Source organism: Mesorhizobium sp. M7A.F.Ca.MR.245.00.0.0, from assembly GCF_003997415.1.
GTDB lineage: Bacteria > Pseudomonadota > Alphaproteobacteria > Rhizobiales > Rhizobiaceae > Mesorhizobium.
In genome coordinates, this window is record NZ_RZTE01000010.1 from 56,595 (window position 1) to 72,038 (window position 15,444).

The window sequence follows — 15,444 nt, forward strand, 5'->3', positions numbered from 1 at the left end:
CGATCGCCGCAGCGCATGTCGTTTCCGTCTCCGCCGGGATCATGAAAGCCCGTAGACTTCCCGCTTTCAACGGGGAACTCGAACATGCGTCTTTTCGGTCGTTTCGTGCTTGCCGCTTCCGTCGCTCTCACCCTTGCCACGGGCGCCGCCTCCGCCCAGGACAAAAAACTCAGGATCGGCACCGAGGGCGCCTATCCGCCCTTCAATTACGCCAGTGCCGACGGCACGCTGGGCGGCTTCGACATCGACTTGGGGAAGGCGCTATGCGCCGAGATGAAGGCCGAGTGCGAGTTCAGCGTGCAGGATTTCGATGGTTCCATACCGGCGCTGCAGGCCGGCAAGTTCGACGCCATCATCAACATCACCATCACGCCCGAGCGGGCCGAGAAGGTCGAGTTCACCCACAAATACTACCAGACGCCGCCGGCCATCGCCGTGCCCAAGGATTCGACCATATCAGGCACCTCGCCGGACGATCTGAAAGGCAAGGCGCTCGGCGTGCAGACCGCGACCATCCACCAGAAATTCGCCGACCAGAAATATGCAGGCTCGACGGTCAAGGCCTATCCGACGGGCGACGATGCCCGCACCGACATGGCCAATGGCCGCCTCGACGCGATGATGGACGGCTCGATCATCCTGACCGAGTGGTTGAAGAAGCCAGACGGCGCCTGCTGCAAGCTGCTCGGCACGCTGACGGCCGATCCGGCCATACACGGCCCGGGCGTCGGCATCGCCCTGCAGAAGGGCAACAAGGAGTTGGCCGACAAGCTCAATGCGGCCATCGACGCGCTGCGCGCCAATGGCAAGTACAAGGAAATCAACGACAAATACTTTTCCTTCGACGTCTACGGCAGCTGAGAACGACAACAGATGCCTTCCGGCAGCGCTGCCTGGCGCTGCCGTTTTTCTTGAACGATGGAGACTTCCTTGGCTGAGCGGCGTTCCCCTTTCTACAGCAGCATCGTCGGGCTGGGCGCGACCATGGGTCGTGTCGGGGGCGATTTCATCTCGGCCAAAACTTATTCCGGCATTGCCGACGAGCACCTGAACACCCGCAGGAATGTCGGCGTGCAGGATCTCAGCACCATGGGCAAGATGGATATCAAGGGGCCGGAGGCCGAGGCGCTGGTCAACCATGTCATCGTCAATAATGCCGCTGCCATGAAACCGGGCCAGGTCCGCTATTCCACGGTCTGCCGCGAGGATGGCGGCATCATGGACGACCTCACCGTGTTTCGGTTGGGCCCGGAGCACTTCATGCTGGTGACCGGCTCGGTCAACCGCCTGAAGATGCTGCCCTGGCTGCAGCATCACGCTCAGGGCCGCAAGGCCTATGTCACCGACATCACGGCGGCCATCGCCTTCCCGACCATCCAGGGTCCGCGCTCGCGCGAACTGCTGAAAGCGTTGATCGCGGATGCCGATCTGGATGGACTGAAGCGCTGGTCGTTCACGTCGGGCCATATCAACGGCACGAGAGTACTGATCTCGCGCACCGGCGTCACCGGCGAACTCGGCTTCGAACTGTTCGTGCCGGCCGACGAGGCGGCCTCTCTCTGGGACGCGCTGATGCGCACCGGCCGTGACTTTGGCCTGAAACCCTATGGCGTGCTGGCGATGTTCACGCTGGGCCTGGAAAAGGCCTATCCGGCGCACGGCATCGACATGGACGAGACCCGCACCCCGTTCCATGTCGGCCTCGACCGCTGGATCAAGTTCGACAAGGGCGATTTCATCGGCCGCGAAGCTTTGCTCAAGGTTCGCGACAAGGGCCTCGACGAGCAATGGGTCGGACTGATCCTCGACGGCGACAAGCCGGCCGCGGCCGATGCCAGGATTCTGGCCGATGGCGAGGACGCCGGCATCGTCACCTACAGCGACCACGGCTATTCCCTCGGCAAGGTGCTGGCCACCGCGCATCTGCGGCTGCCCTTCACGGCTGTCGGCACCGAATTGAGCATTGATATCGGTGGTAAGCCGAAGCGTGCGGTGGTGGCTCCGATACCGTTCTTCGATCCGGAAGGGGCGAGGTTGCGAGGTTAGCTGACCCCCCTTCGGGTGTTTCGGCCATTTCCAAGGTATGCGGGGCCGTCAACCCAAGCGACCGTCGAAACTTCTGAGGTAGCCGGAACGATCAGCTCTCGCCATCGATCAGCGTCTCCAGCAGATCGAGCAACTGCTCGAGCTTTTCGTGGCCGAAGCGCTGTTCGATGTCGTCATAAATGACGCGACGCTCCGGCGACAGGGCGTCGATCAGGGCGGAACCGGCGGGCGCAATGGTTAGAACGACGCGTCGGCCGTCGCCTTCGGCCTTGTTGCGGGTGATGAATTTGCGGCCCTCGAGCGCCTTGATGATGCGCGTCAGGCTGGGCGGCAAAACCGAGGCGCGGTCGGCGAGTTCCGTCGCCTCGACCGGGCCGGCTTCGCTCAGCACGCGCAGCACGCGCCATTGCTGTTCGGTCACGTCATGCGCCGCAAGCATCGGCCGAAACCGCGCCATCACCGCTTCGCGGGCATGAAGCAGCGCCATTGGCAGAGAACGACGGGTGTTTTCAGGCAGCAAGAAAAAGAGCCTCCCACGCTTGCGATCGAAAACAGGCCTTCCCTCAGCCGAATCCGCCTGCCAGGGCCCGTTCCTGCCATCCCGTATCGTTGCGCCAAGGCCGATGCAAGACTTGACTTCGTCGGCGTTGCATGTAATTAACGCGTTAACTACAACAAAAGCAATAGACCAGGGAAACGCCGTGCCTCACTTCTCCATCGAGTATTCAGCCAATCTCGATGCCAAGGTCGACATGGGCGAATTGTGCGCGCTGGTGTTGCGCACCGTGCTGGACACCGGGCTGTTCGAGACCGGCGCCGTGCGGGTGCGGGCCTTTCGCGCCGAGGCTTACGCGATGGCCGACAGTCTGCCGGAAAACGCTTTTCTCGACATGTCGTTTCGCATCGGCACCGGCCGAAGCCCTGATGAGAAGAAGCGGACCGGCGAAGCCGTCTTCGCGGCGGTGAGCGAATATCTCGCCGGGCTGTTCGAGACCCCGCATTTCGCCCTGTCGCTCGAGATCCGGGAAATCGACCCGGAGCTGAGTTGGAAGAGAAACGCAATCCACCCGCGACTGCGCGGCAAGTGACGGAACCCGACATGTCCGACCTGCAAGGCAATCTGAACAAGGCCGAGGCCTATATGGACCGCTTCAGGCGCGATGGCGTGTTGAACCAGATCGGCGGCGAGGCGGTACCGGCGCTCGACGGCGCGACATTCGAAACGCTGTCGCCGGTCGACCTGAAGCCGCTGGCCAAGGTCGCGCGCGGCGGAGCCGCCGACATCGACCGCGCCGCCAGGGCGGCCAAGGCTGCGTTTCCGGCCTGGGCCGCCATGCCGGGCGAAGCGCGCAAGAAGCTGCTGCACAGAATCGCCGACGCGATCGAGGCGCGTGCCGAGGAGATAGCCTTCGTCGAATGCATGGATACCGGCCAGGCGCTGAAGTTCATGGCCAAGGCGGCGTTGCGGGGTGCCGAGAATTTCCGCTTCTTCGCCGACCGTGCACCCGAAGCCCGAGACGGCGAGACGCTGCGGACGTCCGGCCAGGTCAACATCACGACACGCGTTCCGATCGGCCCGATCGGCATCATCACGCCGTGGAACACGCCGTTCATGCTGTCGACCTGGAAGATCGCGCCGGCGCTGGCGGCCGGCTGCACCGTGGTTCATAAGCCGGCTGAATTTTCGCCGCTGACCGCCCGCCTGCTGGTCGAGATCGCCGAGGAGGCCGGTCTGCCGAAGGGTGTCTGGAACCTGGTCAACGGCCTGGGTGAAGATGCCGGCAAGGCGTTGACCGAGCATCCCGACATCAAGGCGATCGGCTTTGTCGGCGAGAGCCGTACCGGCTCGATGATCATGAAACAAGGCGCCGACACGCTGAAGCGCGTGCATTTCGAGCTTGGCGGCAAGAACCCGGTGATCGTCTTTGCCGACGCCGATCTCGAACGCGCCGCCGACGCCGCCGTATTCATGATCTATTCGCTGAATGGCGAACGCTGCACCTCGTCGTCGCGACTGCTGGTCGAAGCTTCGATCTATGAAAGCTTCACCGCCAAAATCGCGGAGAGGGCGAAGCGCATCGTCGTCGGCCATCCGCTCGATCCGAAAACGGTGGTCGGCCCGCTCATCCATCCGGTGCATGAGAAGAAGGTGCTGTCCTATATCGACATCGGCAGGTCGGAGGGGGCCACGCTCGCCGTCGGCGGCGGCAAGGTCGATGGGCCGGGCGGCGGCTGTTATGTCGGCTCGACACTGTTCACCAACGTCACCAACGGCATGCGCATTGCGCAGGAGGAGATTTTCGGGCCGGTGCTGAGCGCCATTCCCTTCAACGACGAGGCCGAGGCGCTTGCGCTGGCCAACGACACGCAATACGGCCTGACCGGCTATCTCTGGACCTCGGACGTCACCCGCGCCTTCCGCTTCACCGACGCGCTCGATGCCGGCATGATCTGGGTCAATTCGGAGAATGTGCGCCATTTGCCGACACCGTTCGGCGGCGTCAAGAATTCCGGCATCGGCCGCGACGGCGGCGACCATTCCTTCGACTTCTACATGGAGACGAAGAACATAGCCTTTGCGACGACGGCGCACGCGATCCAGAAACTCGGCGGCTGACCGGAGGAAATCAGATGCCCTTGCCCAAGCCCAATCTCTACCCCGCCTTCAACATCGTGCGCCTCAGCCATGTCGAGCTGGCCGTCACCGACCTCGCCAAATCTCGCGCCTTCTATGTCGATACGCTCGGCCTGCAGGTCACCGACGAGACATCGGACACCATCTATCTCAGGGCGCTGGAGGAGCGTGGGCACCATTGCATCGTGCTGAAGAAGGCGGCCACGGCAGAAGCGCGCGACCTTGGCTTCAAGGTCTTCTCGGATGAAGACCTCGACAAGGCAGTGCATTTCTTCAAGGACAAGGGCCTGCCGGTGGAATGGGTCGAGCGACCCTACCAGTCGCGCACCTTCCGCACCCGCGATCCGCACGGCATTCCGCTCGAATTCTACGCTGAGATGGAGCGGCTGCCGCCGATCCACCAGAAGTATGCGCTGTACAAGGGCGTCAAGCCGCTGCGCATCGACCACTTCAACTGCTTCTCGCCCAATGTCGACGAGTCCGTCGCCTTCTACAACGAGCTCGGCTTCCGGGTGACCGAGTATACCGAGGACGCCAGCAGCGGAAGGCTGTGGGCGGCGTGGACGCACCGCAAGGGCGGCGTGCACGACATCGCCTTCACCAACGGCATCGGGCCGCGCCTGCACCATGTCGCCTTCTGGGTGCCGACGCCGCTCAACATCATCGACCTGCTCGATCTGATGGCAACGACGGGCTATTTGCCGAACATCGAACGCGGCCCCGGCCGGCACGGCATTTCCAACGCCTTCTTCCTCTATGTCAGAGACCCGGACAACCACCGCATCGAGATTTACTGTTCGGATTACCAGACGGTCGATCCGGACCTGGAGCCGATCAAATGGGACCTCAAGGACCCGCAACGCCAGACGCTGTGGGGCGCGCCGGCGCCGAAAAGCTGGTTCGAGGAGGGCAGTGTGTTTGCCGGAGCGAAGGCACGCCAGCCGAATTTGGCGGCTTCGCCGATCATTGCGCCGTGACGATGAACCTTACGAGGAGACACGGATGACTGGACATGGCCGGCTCGCCACCTTCACCGTCGGCGGCAAGGCGCGCTATGGCGCGGTCACCGGCAAGGGCGTCGTCGACCTGTCGGCGCGCCACGGCCAATGGCCGACGTTGCGGGAAGTGATCGAGGCCGGCGCCTTGCGGCGGCTGGCGGAAGAGGCGGAGGCGTTTGCCCCAGATTTCCCGCTCGACGCCATCGCCTACGAAATCCCGGTGCCTTCGCCGGAAAAGATCGTCTGCGTCGGCGTCAACTACCCCGACCGTAACGAGGAGTACAAGGATGGCCAGGCTGCGCCCTCCAACCCGTCGCTGTTCGTCCGCTTTCCCCGCTCCTTCGTCGGCCACGGCGCGTCGCTGGTGCGGCCACCGGAATCACCGCAGCTCGACTATGAGGGCGAAATCGTCATCGTCATCGGCAAGGCTGGCCGGCGCATTGCCGAGGCCGACGCGCTTGGCCATATCGCGGCGCTGTCGCTGTGCAACGAGGGCACCATCCGCGACTGGGTGCGGCATGCCAAGTTCAACGTCACGCAAGGCAAGAATTTCGACCGCAGCGGCTCGATCGGCCCATGGCTGGTGCCGTTCACCGACGAGGCGCAGATCGCCGACATCGCGCTGACCACCCGCGTCAATGGCGAGTTGCGCCAGCAGGACCGCACCAGCCGGATGATTTTTTCCTTCCGCAAGATCATCAATTACATCTCGACCTTCACCACGCTGGTGCCGGGCGATATCATCGTCACCGGCACGCCGGCCGGCGCCGGCGCCCGCTTCGAGCCGCCGATCTGGCTGAAGCCCGGCGACGTGATCGAGGTGGAGGCCGAAGGCATCGGCGTGCTCAGAAACGGTGTCGTCGACGAGGCAGCGCAATGACCCCGGAACAGGTGGAGGACGCCGCGGCACGGCTGTTCGAGGCCGAGCGGTCGCGCCGCCAGATCCGTCTGCTCAGCCTCGATTTTCCCGATGCGACGATGGAGGACGCCTATCGCGTGCAAGCGGCGCTGGTGGCGCGCAAGATCGATGCCGGGCTGAAGCCGAAGGGCTGGAAGATCGGCCTGACCTCCAAGGCGATGCAGTACGCGCTTGCCATCGACACGCCGGATTCGGGCGTGCTGTTCGACGACATGTTCTTCCATGACGGCGCGACGGTGCCGGCCGGCCGCTTCATCCAGCCGCGCGTCGAGGCCGAGATCGCCTTCGTCATGAAGGCGCCGCTGAAAGGCCCCGGCGTGACCATCTCCGACGTGCTCCACGCCACCGACTACATCACACCGGCGCTGGAAATCCTCGATACGCGCATCGAGCGCGTCAATGCCGAGACGAAGAAGGTGCGCACCTTCTTCGACACGATTTCCGACAATGCCGCCAATGCCGGCATTGTCATCGGCGGCCGGCGGCAACGTCCTGATGAGGCCGACATGCGCTGGATCGGTGCCATCGTCTCGCGCAACGCCGAGGTCGAGGAAACCGGGCTCGGCGCCGGCGTGCTCAACCACCCGGCCATGGGCATCGCCTGGCTGGCGGACAGGCTCGCCCGCTACGGCATGTCGATCGCGGCTGGCGAGGTGGTGCTCTCGGGATCGTTCGTGCGCCCGATCGAGGCGCGGCCCGGCGACACGATCGTCGCCGATTTCGGCAGTTCGGGCACGGTCAGCATCCATTTCGCGAAGGGCTGATGACCCGCCAGTTCTTATTGATCGGCCCTATTCGCCACGCAGATAGGCAATCACCACATCGGCTGCGATGGCCGACATACGCTGGCCGACATCCCTGGTGATGTCGCCTTCGACGCGGCTCTGCACCCAACCGAGGAAAGCAAAGGCACGCAACGCCGAAAACAGCGGCAGCGCGGCGATGTCGCGCGCGGTCAGTGCCCGCTCCTGCCGATAGCCCTCGAGCAAAGCGGCCTCGATCAGCGGATAGATCGCCTCATCGCGGTTCTGGTAGAGCGCGACGGCAAGGTCGTACATGTGCCAGCCATAGCCGCAATCGTCGAAGTCGATGATGCGGATCGCGCCGTCATGGACGAGCACATTCTCGCGCACCAGATCGGCGTGGATGATGCCGAAATTGCGGGCGCTGCGTTCATGCTCCGACAGCACCTTCACGGCCTTTTCCCGCGCCTGGAAAACCAGCTCGCGATGAGGGCCGTCGAGGAAGGGCGAGGTCTCGAAGCGGCCCCAATTCGGGTTCGCGCCGAAGAAGCCATCGAAATCCCAGGCATGGCGGGCAAAGCCGGCGGGCGGCGTCCAGGCAGACGTGACATTGTGCATGTGGGCGATGGTTCGGCCCAACGCGGTGAAGACCTGTCTTGCCTGCTCGGGCGTAAAATCCAGCGGCACGCCTCGCGCGCCGACGGCGCGGCCTTCCAGCCAGCTCAAGCAATCGACTTGCCGGGGTTGCACTGAGGCGTTGGCGCTGACAAGCACGAACAGATCGCCGGCCGGCGTGGCGACCGCAGATGGCGTGGCGATGCCGGCCGCTTGCAAAAAGCCCATCCATTGCAGTTCCGAGCGCAGGGCGGCGTCCGTGTGATAGCCAAGCCGATGAATGCGCATGGCGGCCGGCTGGCCTGTTGGCAAGATGACGCGAAACACCGCGTTCTCGCGGAATTTCAGCAGCTCCGGCTCACCCTCACGAATGCCCCAATGTTCGAGCGCGCGCTTGGCAAGCTCGGTGACATCGGCTGCCGTCTCGGGCTCGGATTGCGTGGAAACAGCGTTCACGCCTTCACTCCGCCGACTTCACCCAGCACCTCGTCGAGGACGCCGATCAGGACGTCGGCATTGTCGCGCGAGAACGGCATGGGCGGGCGGATCTTCAGCACATTGCCGTGGATGCCGGTCTTGCCCATGAGCACGCCGCGCTGGCGCATGCGGTTGGCGACCTGCTCGGCGATGTCGGGCGCCGGCTCACGGGTCTCGCGGTCGTGAACCAGTTCGGCGCCGAAGAACAGGCCGGCACCCCTGACCTCGCCGATGCATTCATGCCGATCCGCCAGCGGGCGCAGCAGCCCAAGCGCATAGGCGCCGACATTACGCGCGTTGGCGACGAGATCTTCCTGCTCGATGACGTCGAGAACGGCATTCGCCACCGCGCAGGAAACCGGGTTGCCGCCGAAGGTGTTGAAGTAGCGGAAAGCGTTGCGGAAGGTCGCCAATGTGTTCTTGGTGGTGACCACCGCGGCGACCGGATGGCCGTTGCCCATCGGCTTGCCCATGGTGACGATGTCGGGAACGAAGCCGGCGCGCTGGTGGCCCCAGAAATGACTGCCGGTGCGGCCGAAACCGGGCTGCACCTCATCGGCGATGACCAGTCCGCCGGCGCCCCGCACCGCGCGCATCGCGTCGTCGAAAAATCCGGATGGGAGCGTCGGAAAGCCTTCATTGGCGAGCAGCGGACACAGGATGATGCCGGACAGGCCGATGCCATCCTGCTCCAGCGAGGCGATGGCTTCGCGCACCGCGTCGCCAAAGGCTTTGCCGTTGGCCATCGCATCCGGCTGGCGATAGCTGTCAGGTGCCGGCACCAGCCTGACGTGGCGGGCACGGCCGCCGACCGGCGGCATGCGGGTGCTGAGCTGCGAAACCGCCGTGGTGTTGCCATGATAGGTGGCGTCGGTGGCGATGATGCCCATGCGGCCGGTGGCGGCCTGCGCCATGCGCAGCGCGATGTCGTTGGCCTCACTGCCGGTGCAGGTCAGGATGGCGGTCGATAGGCTGGCATCGAAGGTCGCGGTCAGCCGCTCGACATAGTCGAGGATGGCGGTGTGCAGATAGCGCGTGTGGGTGTTGAGCAGGCCGGCCTGCCGGCACAGGGCCTCGACCACATGCGGGTGGCAGTGGCCGACATGCGCGACATTGTTGTAGGCGTCCAGATATTTGCGGCCGTCGGCATCGTAGAGCCAGACGCCTTCGCCGCGAACCAGATGCACGGGCTCGTCGTAGAACAATTGCGATTTCGCGCCGAGCAGGCGGGAACGCCGGCTAACCAGTGCCTCTTGTGATTGACTCATTGCGTCTTGAAACTCCGTTGTGGCCAGCTAACCGTCAGGCCTTCGACAGGCCTGCATCCAGCGCTTCGCCGATCTTCGTCACATCGGCAGCGCTGATGATGAGCGGCGGCGACAGGATGATGGTGTTGCCCGACACACGCAGCATGACGCCGGCCTCATAGGCCGCCTCCGAAACCACCGCCATGGTCTTCTTGTCGGCAGGCTTCTTGGTGGCACGGTCCGAGACCAGCTCCAGCGCCGCCATCAGGCCCTTGTACCTGACATCGCCGACGATCGCGTGCCTGGCCTTCAGCCCCTCCAGCGTGGCCGCGAGTTCGACGCCCCGTGCCGCCGCGTTCTCGTTCAGGCGAAGCCGTTTGGTCTCGGCAAGCGCCGCCAGACCCGCCGCGCAGCCGACCGGGTGGCCGGAATAGGTATAGCCGTGGCCGATCGCACCAAAACTGGTCTTGTCGGCCTCGAAGACATCGGCGACTTTTCCGCCGATCAAGGTCGCGCCGAGCGGGAAATAGCCTGACGTGATCGCCTTGGCGATGGTCATGAAATCCGGCTTCACGCCGGACAGACGCGAGCCCGACCATGCGCCGGTGCGGCCGAAGCCCGTCACCACCTCGTCGGCGATCAGCAGGATCTCGTGGCGGTCGCAGATCTCACGCACCAGTGGCATGAAGCTCTCATGCGGAACGATGACGCCGCCGGCGCCGAGAACCGGCTCCATGATGAAAGCGGCGATGGTGTCGCCGCCCTGGAAGGCGATTTCGTCCTCCAGCGCCTTGGCGCACAGTTTCGCCAGCCGCGCTGGGTTGGTCTCATCGAACGGGTTGCGGAAGGTCCAGGGCGCGGGAATATGGAAGACGCCGGGCAGCAGCGGCTCGTAGTTGCGACGGAAATTGGCGTTGCCGTTAACCGACGCGCCGCCAAAATGCGTGCCGTGATAGCCCTTCTTCAGGGCGAGGAATTTTGTCCGGTCGGCCTGGCCGCGGATCTTCCAGTATTGCCTGGCCAGCCGGAGTGCCGTTTCGACCGAATCCGAGCCTCCCGAGGTGAAGAAGGTCCGCACCATGCCTTCTGGCTCGAACCATTCGCAGAGTTCGTAGGCGAGTTCGATTGACGGTCCTGTCGAGGTGCCGCGAAAACCGGAATAATAGGGCAGCGCCGAAAGCTGGTCGGCGATCGCCTGCTTGATCGGGTCGCAGCTGTAGCCGAGATTGACGTTCCACAGGCCGCCGACGGCGTCGAGCACGGTGTTGCCGGCGATGTCGGTGACCATCACACCCTCGCCTTTCATGATCACCTTTGGCGGGTTGGCCCGCATCTCGGCCGGATGCGCCATCGGGTGCCAGATCGGCTTGGCGTTGGTTTCGGTGAGAAAATTGATGTCGCGCATGGAGGACTCCGCAAAAAAATCTCAGGCAACTGGGACGAGGCCGAAATGACCGAGGGCCTCGGCATAGGAATGAGCCGGGCGAGCGACGTCGAAATGAACCGTGCGCATGCCGGCAGCACAGCCGCCATCGACATTGCGCTGCTGGTCGTCGACGAAGACGCAAGCGCCGGCCGCAAGGCCGAGCGCCTCGGTGACGAAGGCATAGGCGCGTGGATCGGGCTTGAGGATGCCGGTATAGGTGGCGTCGACGATGAGGTCGAAGAGGCCGAGCAAGGGCAGCCGCCGGCGGAAATCGGCGCCGTAGAACAGGTCGAGTTCGTTTGACAGGATCGCCATCCGAAAACCCGCCGCGTGCACGGCCCGGATGGCATTGTCGGCCTCGGGCCGCACCACCTTTTCCGGCTCGGCGCCGCGCGCTCGTTGGACGAAGGTCTCCATCGCCTGCCAGTCCTCGCCGACCAGCCGACCGACCTCACTGGTGCGGGAGCGCCAGTAGTCGCGCTCGCTGATCTCGTCGGCCTGCATCGCGCGCCACAGCGGATCGCTGTCCGGATCGAACGGCCCGCGCCATTGCAGCGTTCCCGGCGCAAGGCCGAGCGCCTGTTCGGTCAAGGCATGCGTCTCGAACAGCGTCCGGGTGACGACGCCGCCGAAATCAAGGACAAGCGCCTGGGCGGGAACAGCGCTCACGCTGCCACTCCCTTGGCCGGCTTGCCGCGCGGGACGATGCCTTCCTCGACCCAGCGGTCGAAGATCTCGAGCGCCTTGTCGACGAAGTCGTCGCTGTTGATGTGAGCGTCGATCTCGTGGAACTCGACCCCGGCGGGAATAGCCCTGCGCATTTCATCTGCGAAGGCGGCGAGAGCCTCGGGTTCATAGAGCGGCTCGCCCTGCACGTCCCATTCCTGGATGCCTCCGGTTGGAAGGATGAAGGCGGAGCGGCCTTTCGCGGCACCGAGCTTAGCGGCGATGGCCCTGGCGACCTGGCGGCGATCGTCGGCATTGACAGTGATCGAAGCGATCAGCCTGTTATGAGCATGAAACGGCCGCGTCGAGAATTTAGCCGGCAAATCCTGCCAGGTCGGCAGATCGACCATGTCGACCGCCCCGGGTGCGGCGATCTGCGGAATGCCGCGGGCGCCGGCATTCTCCAGCCGGTCGGTGCCGGAACTGACGACGGAACCCGCGAGATGATTGGTGATTTCCTGCAGGCTGAAATCGAACACCGCGCAAAAATGGTCCTGACCGGCAATCGATTCGAAGGCGCGGCCGCCCATTCCGGTGGTGTGGAAGACGGCAACGTCATAGCCGCGCTGTTCCAGCGCTGGCTTCAGCGTCTTCATGTAGCGCAGGCAGCTGCTGCCGAGCGAGGTCATGCCGATGGTCGGGCCGATTGCCGGAGCCGCCGTGCGGGCCTCCAGCACAATCCTGGCCGCGCCGACGACCGCACCACAGGCCTGTGACAGGACCAGCCTGCAGATCGAGTTGAGGCCGTACAGCCCGCCCGCCCAGAGGATCATCATCAGGTCGGGCGCGACGCGCTCGGGCGGGATGAGGTGCGAATAGGCGATGGTCGAGACGACGAATTTCGGCACACCGAGCGGCAGGCAAAGCGCCACGTCGAGCGCCAGATCTGTCCCCATCGAGCCGCCGATGGCGATGAAGGCGTCGATCTCGCCACTTTGATGGAGTTTGCGCACCAGCTGCACCGCGCCGCCGGCCATCAGCGTTATGGCGGTGTTCTCATCACCGCTCGAAACGATCTCGGCGATCGTCACATCCACCGCGCGTGCCACGGCGTGCTTGTCGTGGTCCGGGCTGTAGGGCGGGTCGCCCAGCACGCTGACATCCATCATCACGGCGCTGCCGCCTGACTGCTCGATGCACTGTTTCATGAACAGCAGCTCTTCGGCCTTTGTGTCGCCCGTGCCGATGACCAGGATGCGGGGCGCTGTCTCCGAGGGCATCAGGCCTGCCTCCTCAAGATTTGCAGGTTTTCGCCGTTGAGGCGCATGGAAATCTCCCGTGCCGCCTCCCTCACGGCAAGTCCCCGCTCTGTGATCGCGGCTGCCGTCGTTCTGGCCTTTGGCGCCGCCACCGCGATGGTGCCGAGCGCAAAGCCATCCGCCCCGCGGATTGCCGCCGCGACGCTGATCACACCTTCCTCATAGCCCTGGTCGCAGATCGAATAGCCGCGCTCGCGCGCCTCGCTCATGGATCTTGAGATGGCGGCCGGCTCGATCAGCGTATGGGCCGTGAAAGCGTCGAGCGAACCCGTCAGGCACGCCTTGACGGTCTCGTCGCGGGCGAAGGCCAGATAGGCGATGCCCGACGCGGTCGAGTGCAGGGGCAGCAACTGACCGATGTCGATGTTGACCCGGTTCGCCCATGCCGGATGCTCGACATGAACGGTGACCAGCCTGTCGACGCCGAACTCCGACAAATGCACGGTCTCGGCCGTCGATGCTGCCAAGTCCCGCACCAGCGGAACAGCTGTCTGCAGGAAGGGAAAGCGCGCTTCGCGGATGCGCGCCAGCCGCGACAGGCCGGCGCCGAGGCGATAGTGCCGCGTGCCGATATCCTGCTCGACAAAGCCATGGCCGGCCAGCGCAACCAGCAGCCGCCGTGTCGTCGCCTTGTCGAAGCCCGAGCGGCGCGCCAGATCGGACAGGCCGAGCTCGGGCTCGTCGACGCTGAACAGCTCCAGAAGCGAGATCGCTTTTCCGACCGTACTCAAATTTGCCTCCCGGTTCGGGACAATCATTTAACGTGTGAATTAACTTGACAGGCATCGGCATTGTTTGCAAGTCTATATTCAAAATAACGGTTCAAATAATGAACCAACCGCCAGAGTGCATGGGACAGGCCATTCGGCCGGCGAGCCTGAGGGTTTGCAAACAGGAGGGATCGATGACAGCAGTTGCAGAACAGGTGCCGGCCAACAGGCTGCGCAAGAACAGTCTTGGCGTCGGCGCCATCACCTTCATGGTGATTTCGGCGGCCGCCCCGCTCACGGCCGTCGCCGGCGGCACGCCGCTCGGCATGCTGATGGGCAATGGCGCCGGCTTTGCGGGCACCTATCTGATCGTCACCATCCTGCTGCTTTTGTTCGCGGTCGGCTATGTCGCCATGTCACGCCATGTCGGCAATGCCGGCGCCTTCTATGCCTATGCCGCGCGCGGCCTCGGCAGCATGGCCGGCGGCGCCACGGCGCTGATCGCCATCCTGTCCTACAATGCCATGCAGATCGGGGTCATGGGCCTGCTCGGCGCCGCGACATCAGGCCTGTTCGCCGGCTGGGGCATCAACCTGCCCTGGTGGGTGTGGAGCTTCATCGCCATCGCGCTGGTCGCCGTGCTCGGCTATCGGCAGGTCGACCTCTCCGCCAAGATCCTGACGGTGCTGGTGCTGTGCGAATATCTTGTGGTGCTGGTCCTCGACATCGCCATCCTCAAGACCGGCGGCGATAGCGGCCTGTCGGCGGCGCCGTTCAGCTGGAGCCAGATCACATCAGGCTCGCCGGCCATCGCCATTCTGTTCTGCTTTGCCGCCTTCATCGGTTTCGAGGCGACGACGATCTATGCCGAGGAAGCCCGCGATCCAAAGATCACCATTCCGCGCGCCACCTATTTTTCGGTCGTGCTCATCGGCGTCTTCTACATGCTCACGGCATGGCTGATGGCGGTCGGCGCCGGTGTCGACAAGCTGCTGCCGACGCTGCAAGGGCTGCCGGATCCGACGACCTTCCTGTTCGGCCTGTCGGATCGTTACGCCGGCACGATGCTGTCGCAGGCGATGAGCATCCTGTTCGTGTCGAGCCTGTTTGCCGGCGTGCTGGCGTTCCACAATGCGGTTGCGCGCTATATCTATGTCTCGGGCCGCGAAAAACTGTTGCCGCAGACGATTGGCGTGACGCATGCGGTGCACCAGAGCCCGCATGTCGCTTCCGTCATCCAGAGCGTGCTCGCCGCGGTCGTCGTCGGCCTGTTCGCCGTGCTCGGCCTCGATCCGGTGCTGGCGCTGTTTTCGTGGCTGACCAATGTCGCGACGCTCGGCGTCATCGTGATGATGGCGGTGGCCTCGCTGGCCGTGGTGATGTTCTTCCGCGCCAACCCGGCAGCCCAGGAGAACGCGCTGAAGACCACCATCCTGCCCGGGCTGACCTTCATCGCTTTCGTCATCATCATCTACCTGATCGTCATCAATTTCGGCAGCCTGTCCGGGGCCGGCGGCTTTCTTGGCGTGTTCCTGCCGGGGCTGGTGCTGATCGCCGCGATCGTCGGCCTGCTGCTGGCCAGCGCGCTGAAGAGCCGCGATCCCATAGCCTTCGAAAACCTCGGCCAGCCGCTGAAAGATTGA

At 64.2% G+C, this 15,444-nt stretch carries 15 protein-coding genes; 8 read left to right on the forward strand and 7 right to left on the reverse strand.

Translation table 11 applies throughout. The features are described from left to right. Positions 1-84 precede the first annotated feature (84 nt). Positions 85-861 carry an ABC transporter substrate-binding protein gene (locus tag EOB80_RS13310; RefSeq protein ID WP_127320873.1) on the forward strand — a complete coding sequence of 259 codons (777 nt, stop codon included), beginning with the start codon at positions 85-87 and terminating at the stop codon, positions 859-861. Between the two features lie 69 nt (positions 862-930). Next, positions 931-2,046, forward strand: a complete 1,116-nt coding sequence (locus tag EOB80_RS13315) for an aminomethyltransferase family protein (protein ID WP_245466356.1) — start codon at positions 931-933, stop codon at positions 2,044-2,046. 91 nt (positions 2,047-2,137) lie between these two features. On the opposite strand, the gene hpaR is transcribed toward EOB80_RS13315, so the two are convergent. Then, positions 2,138-2,533: a homoprotocatechuate degradation operon regulator HpaR gene (gene hpaR / locus EOB80_RS13320; protein ID WP_127276380.1), complete on the reverse strand. Its 396-nt coding sequence runs from the start codon at positions 2,531-2,533 to the stop codon at positions 2,138-2,140. A gap of 214 nt (positions 2,534-2,747) precedes the next feature. Between hpaR and EOB80_RS13325 the strand changes: the two genes are divergently transcribed. Genes EOB80_RS13325 through hpaH form a run of 5 tightly spaced genes read left to right on the forward strand, consistent with a single transcriptional unit; the run spans position 2,748 to position 7,362 of the window. Continuing rightward, positions 2,748-3,134 (forward strand): 5-carboxymethyl-2-hydroxymuconate Delta-isomerase, encoded by a 387-nt coding sequence (locus EOB80_RS13325; protein WP_127266759.1) that lies wholly within the window; start codon positions 2,748-2,750, stop codon positions 3,132-3,134. A gap of 11 nt (positions 3,135-3,145) precedes the next feature. Further along, a complete protein-coding gene (gene hpaE / locus EOB80_RS13330; RefSeq protein WP_127328037.1) occupies positions 3,146-4,663 on the forward strand; it encodes a 5-carboxymethyl-2-hydroxymuconate semialdehyde dehydrogenase in 1,518 nt (505 codons plus the stop codon). A 14-nt stretch (positions 4,664-4,677) separates the two neighbouring features. Further along, on the forward strand, positions 4,678-5,658 hold the full coding sequence (hpaD, locus tag EOB80_RS13335; protein WP_127321202.1) for a 3,4-dihydroxyphenylacetate 2,3-dioxygenase: 981 nt from the start codon (positions 4,678-4,680) through the stop codon (positions 5,656-5,658). 25 nt (positions 5,659-5,683) lie between these two features. After that, positions 5,684-6,559 (forward strand): fumarylacetoacetate hydrolase family protein, encoded by an 876-nt coding sequence (locus tag EOB80_RS13340; protein ID WP_127328039.1) that lies wholly within the window; start codon positions 5,684-5,686, stop codon positions 6,557-6,559. Next, the gene (gene hpaH / locus EOB80_RS13345) at positions 6,556-7,362 is read left to right on the forward strand and encodes a 2-oxo-hept-4-ene-1,7-dioate hydratase (protein ID WP_127328041.1); all 807 of its coding nucleotides are present in this window, start codon (positions 6,556-6,558) and stop codon (positions 7,360-7,362) included. The genes EOB80_RS13340 and hpaH overlap by 4 nt, the downstream gene beginning before the upstream one ends. Positions 7,363-7,389: 27 nt before the next feature. On the opposite strand, the gene EOB80_RS13350 is transcribed toward hpaH, so the two are convergent. Genes EOB80_RS13350 through EOB80_RS13375 form a run of 6 tightly spaced genes read right to left on the reverse strand, consistent with a single transcriptional unit; the run spans position 7,390 to position 13,822 of the window. Then, the gene (locus tag EOB80_RS13350) at positions 7,390-8,412 is read right to left on the reverse strand and encodes a phosphotransferase (protein ID WP_127321205.1); all 1,023 of its coding nucleotides are present in this window, start codon (positions 8,410-8,412) and stop codon (positions 7,390-7,392) included. Next, on the reverse strand, positions 8,409-9,701 hold the full coding sequence (locus tag EOB80_RS13355; RefSeq protein WP_127328043.1) for an aminotransferase class III-fold pyridoxal phosphate-dependent enzyme: 1,293 nt from the start codon (positions 9,699-9,701) through the stop codon (positions 8,409-8,411). Before EOB80_RS13355 ends, EOB80_RS13350 begins: the two co-directional genes overlap by 4 nt. A 34-nt stretch (positions 9,702-9,735) precedes the next feature. Continuing rightward, positions 9,736-11,085, reverse strand: coding sequence for an aminotransferase class III-fold pyridoxal phosphate-dependent enzyme (locus tag EOB80_RS13360; RefSeq protein ID WP_127328044.1), 1,350 nt, complete (start codon positions 11,083-11,085; stop codon positions 9,736-9,738). Between the two features lie 21 nt (positions 11,086-11,106). Then, positions 11,107-11,775, reverse strand: a complete 669-nt coding sequence (locus tag EOB80_RS13365) for an HAD-IA family hydrolase (protein WP_127328046.1) — start codon at positions 11,773-11,775, stop codon at positions 11,107-11,109. Beyond that, positions 11,772-13,052 carry a Tm-1-like ATP-binding domain-containing protein gene (locus EOB80_RS13370; protein WP_127328048.1) on the reverse strand — a complete coding sequence of 427 codons (1,281 nt, stop codon included), beginning with the start codon at positions 13,050-13,052 and terminating at the stop codon, positions 11,772-11,774. The genes EOB80_RS13365 and EOB80_RS13370 overlap by 4 nt, the downstream gene beginning before the upstream one ends. Further along, entirely contained in the window at positions 13,052-13,822 is a 771-nt protein-coding gene (locus EOB80_RS13375; RefSeq protein ID WP_127328050.1) for an IclR family transcriptional regulator, read from the reverse strand. Before EOB80_RS13375 ends, EOB80_RS13370 begins: the two co-directional genes overlap by 1 nt. Positions 13,823-13,995: 173 nt before the next feature. Between EOB80_RS13375 and EOB80_RS13380 the strand changes: the two genes are divergently transcribed. After that, complete coding sequence (locus EOB80_RS13380) at positions 13,996-15,444, forward strand: APC family permease (RefSeq protein ID WP_127328052.1); 1,449 nt, start codon at positions 13,996-13,998, stop codon at positions 15,442-15,444.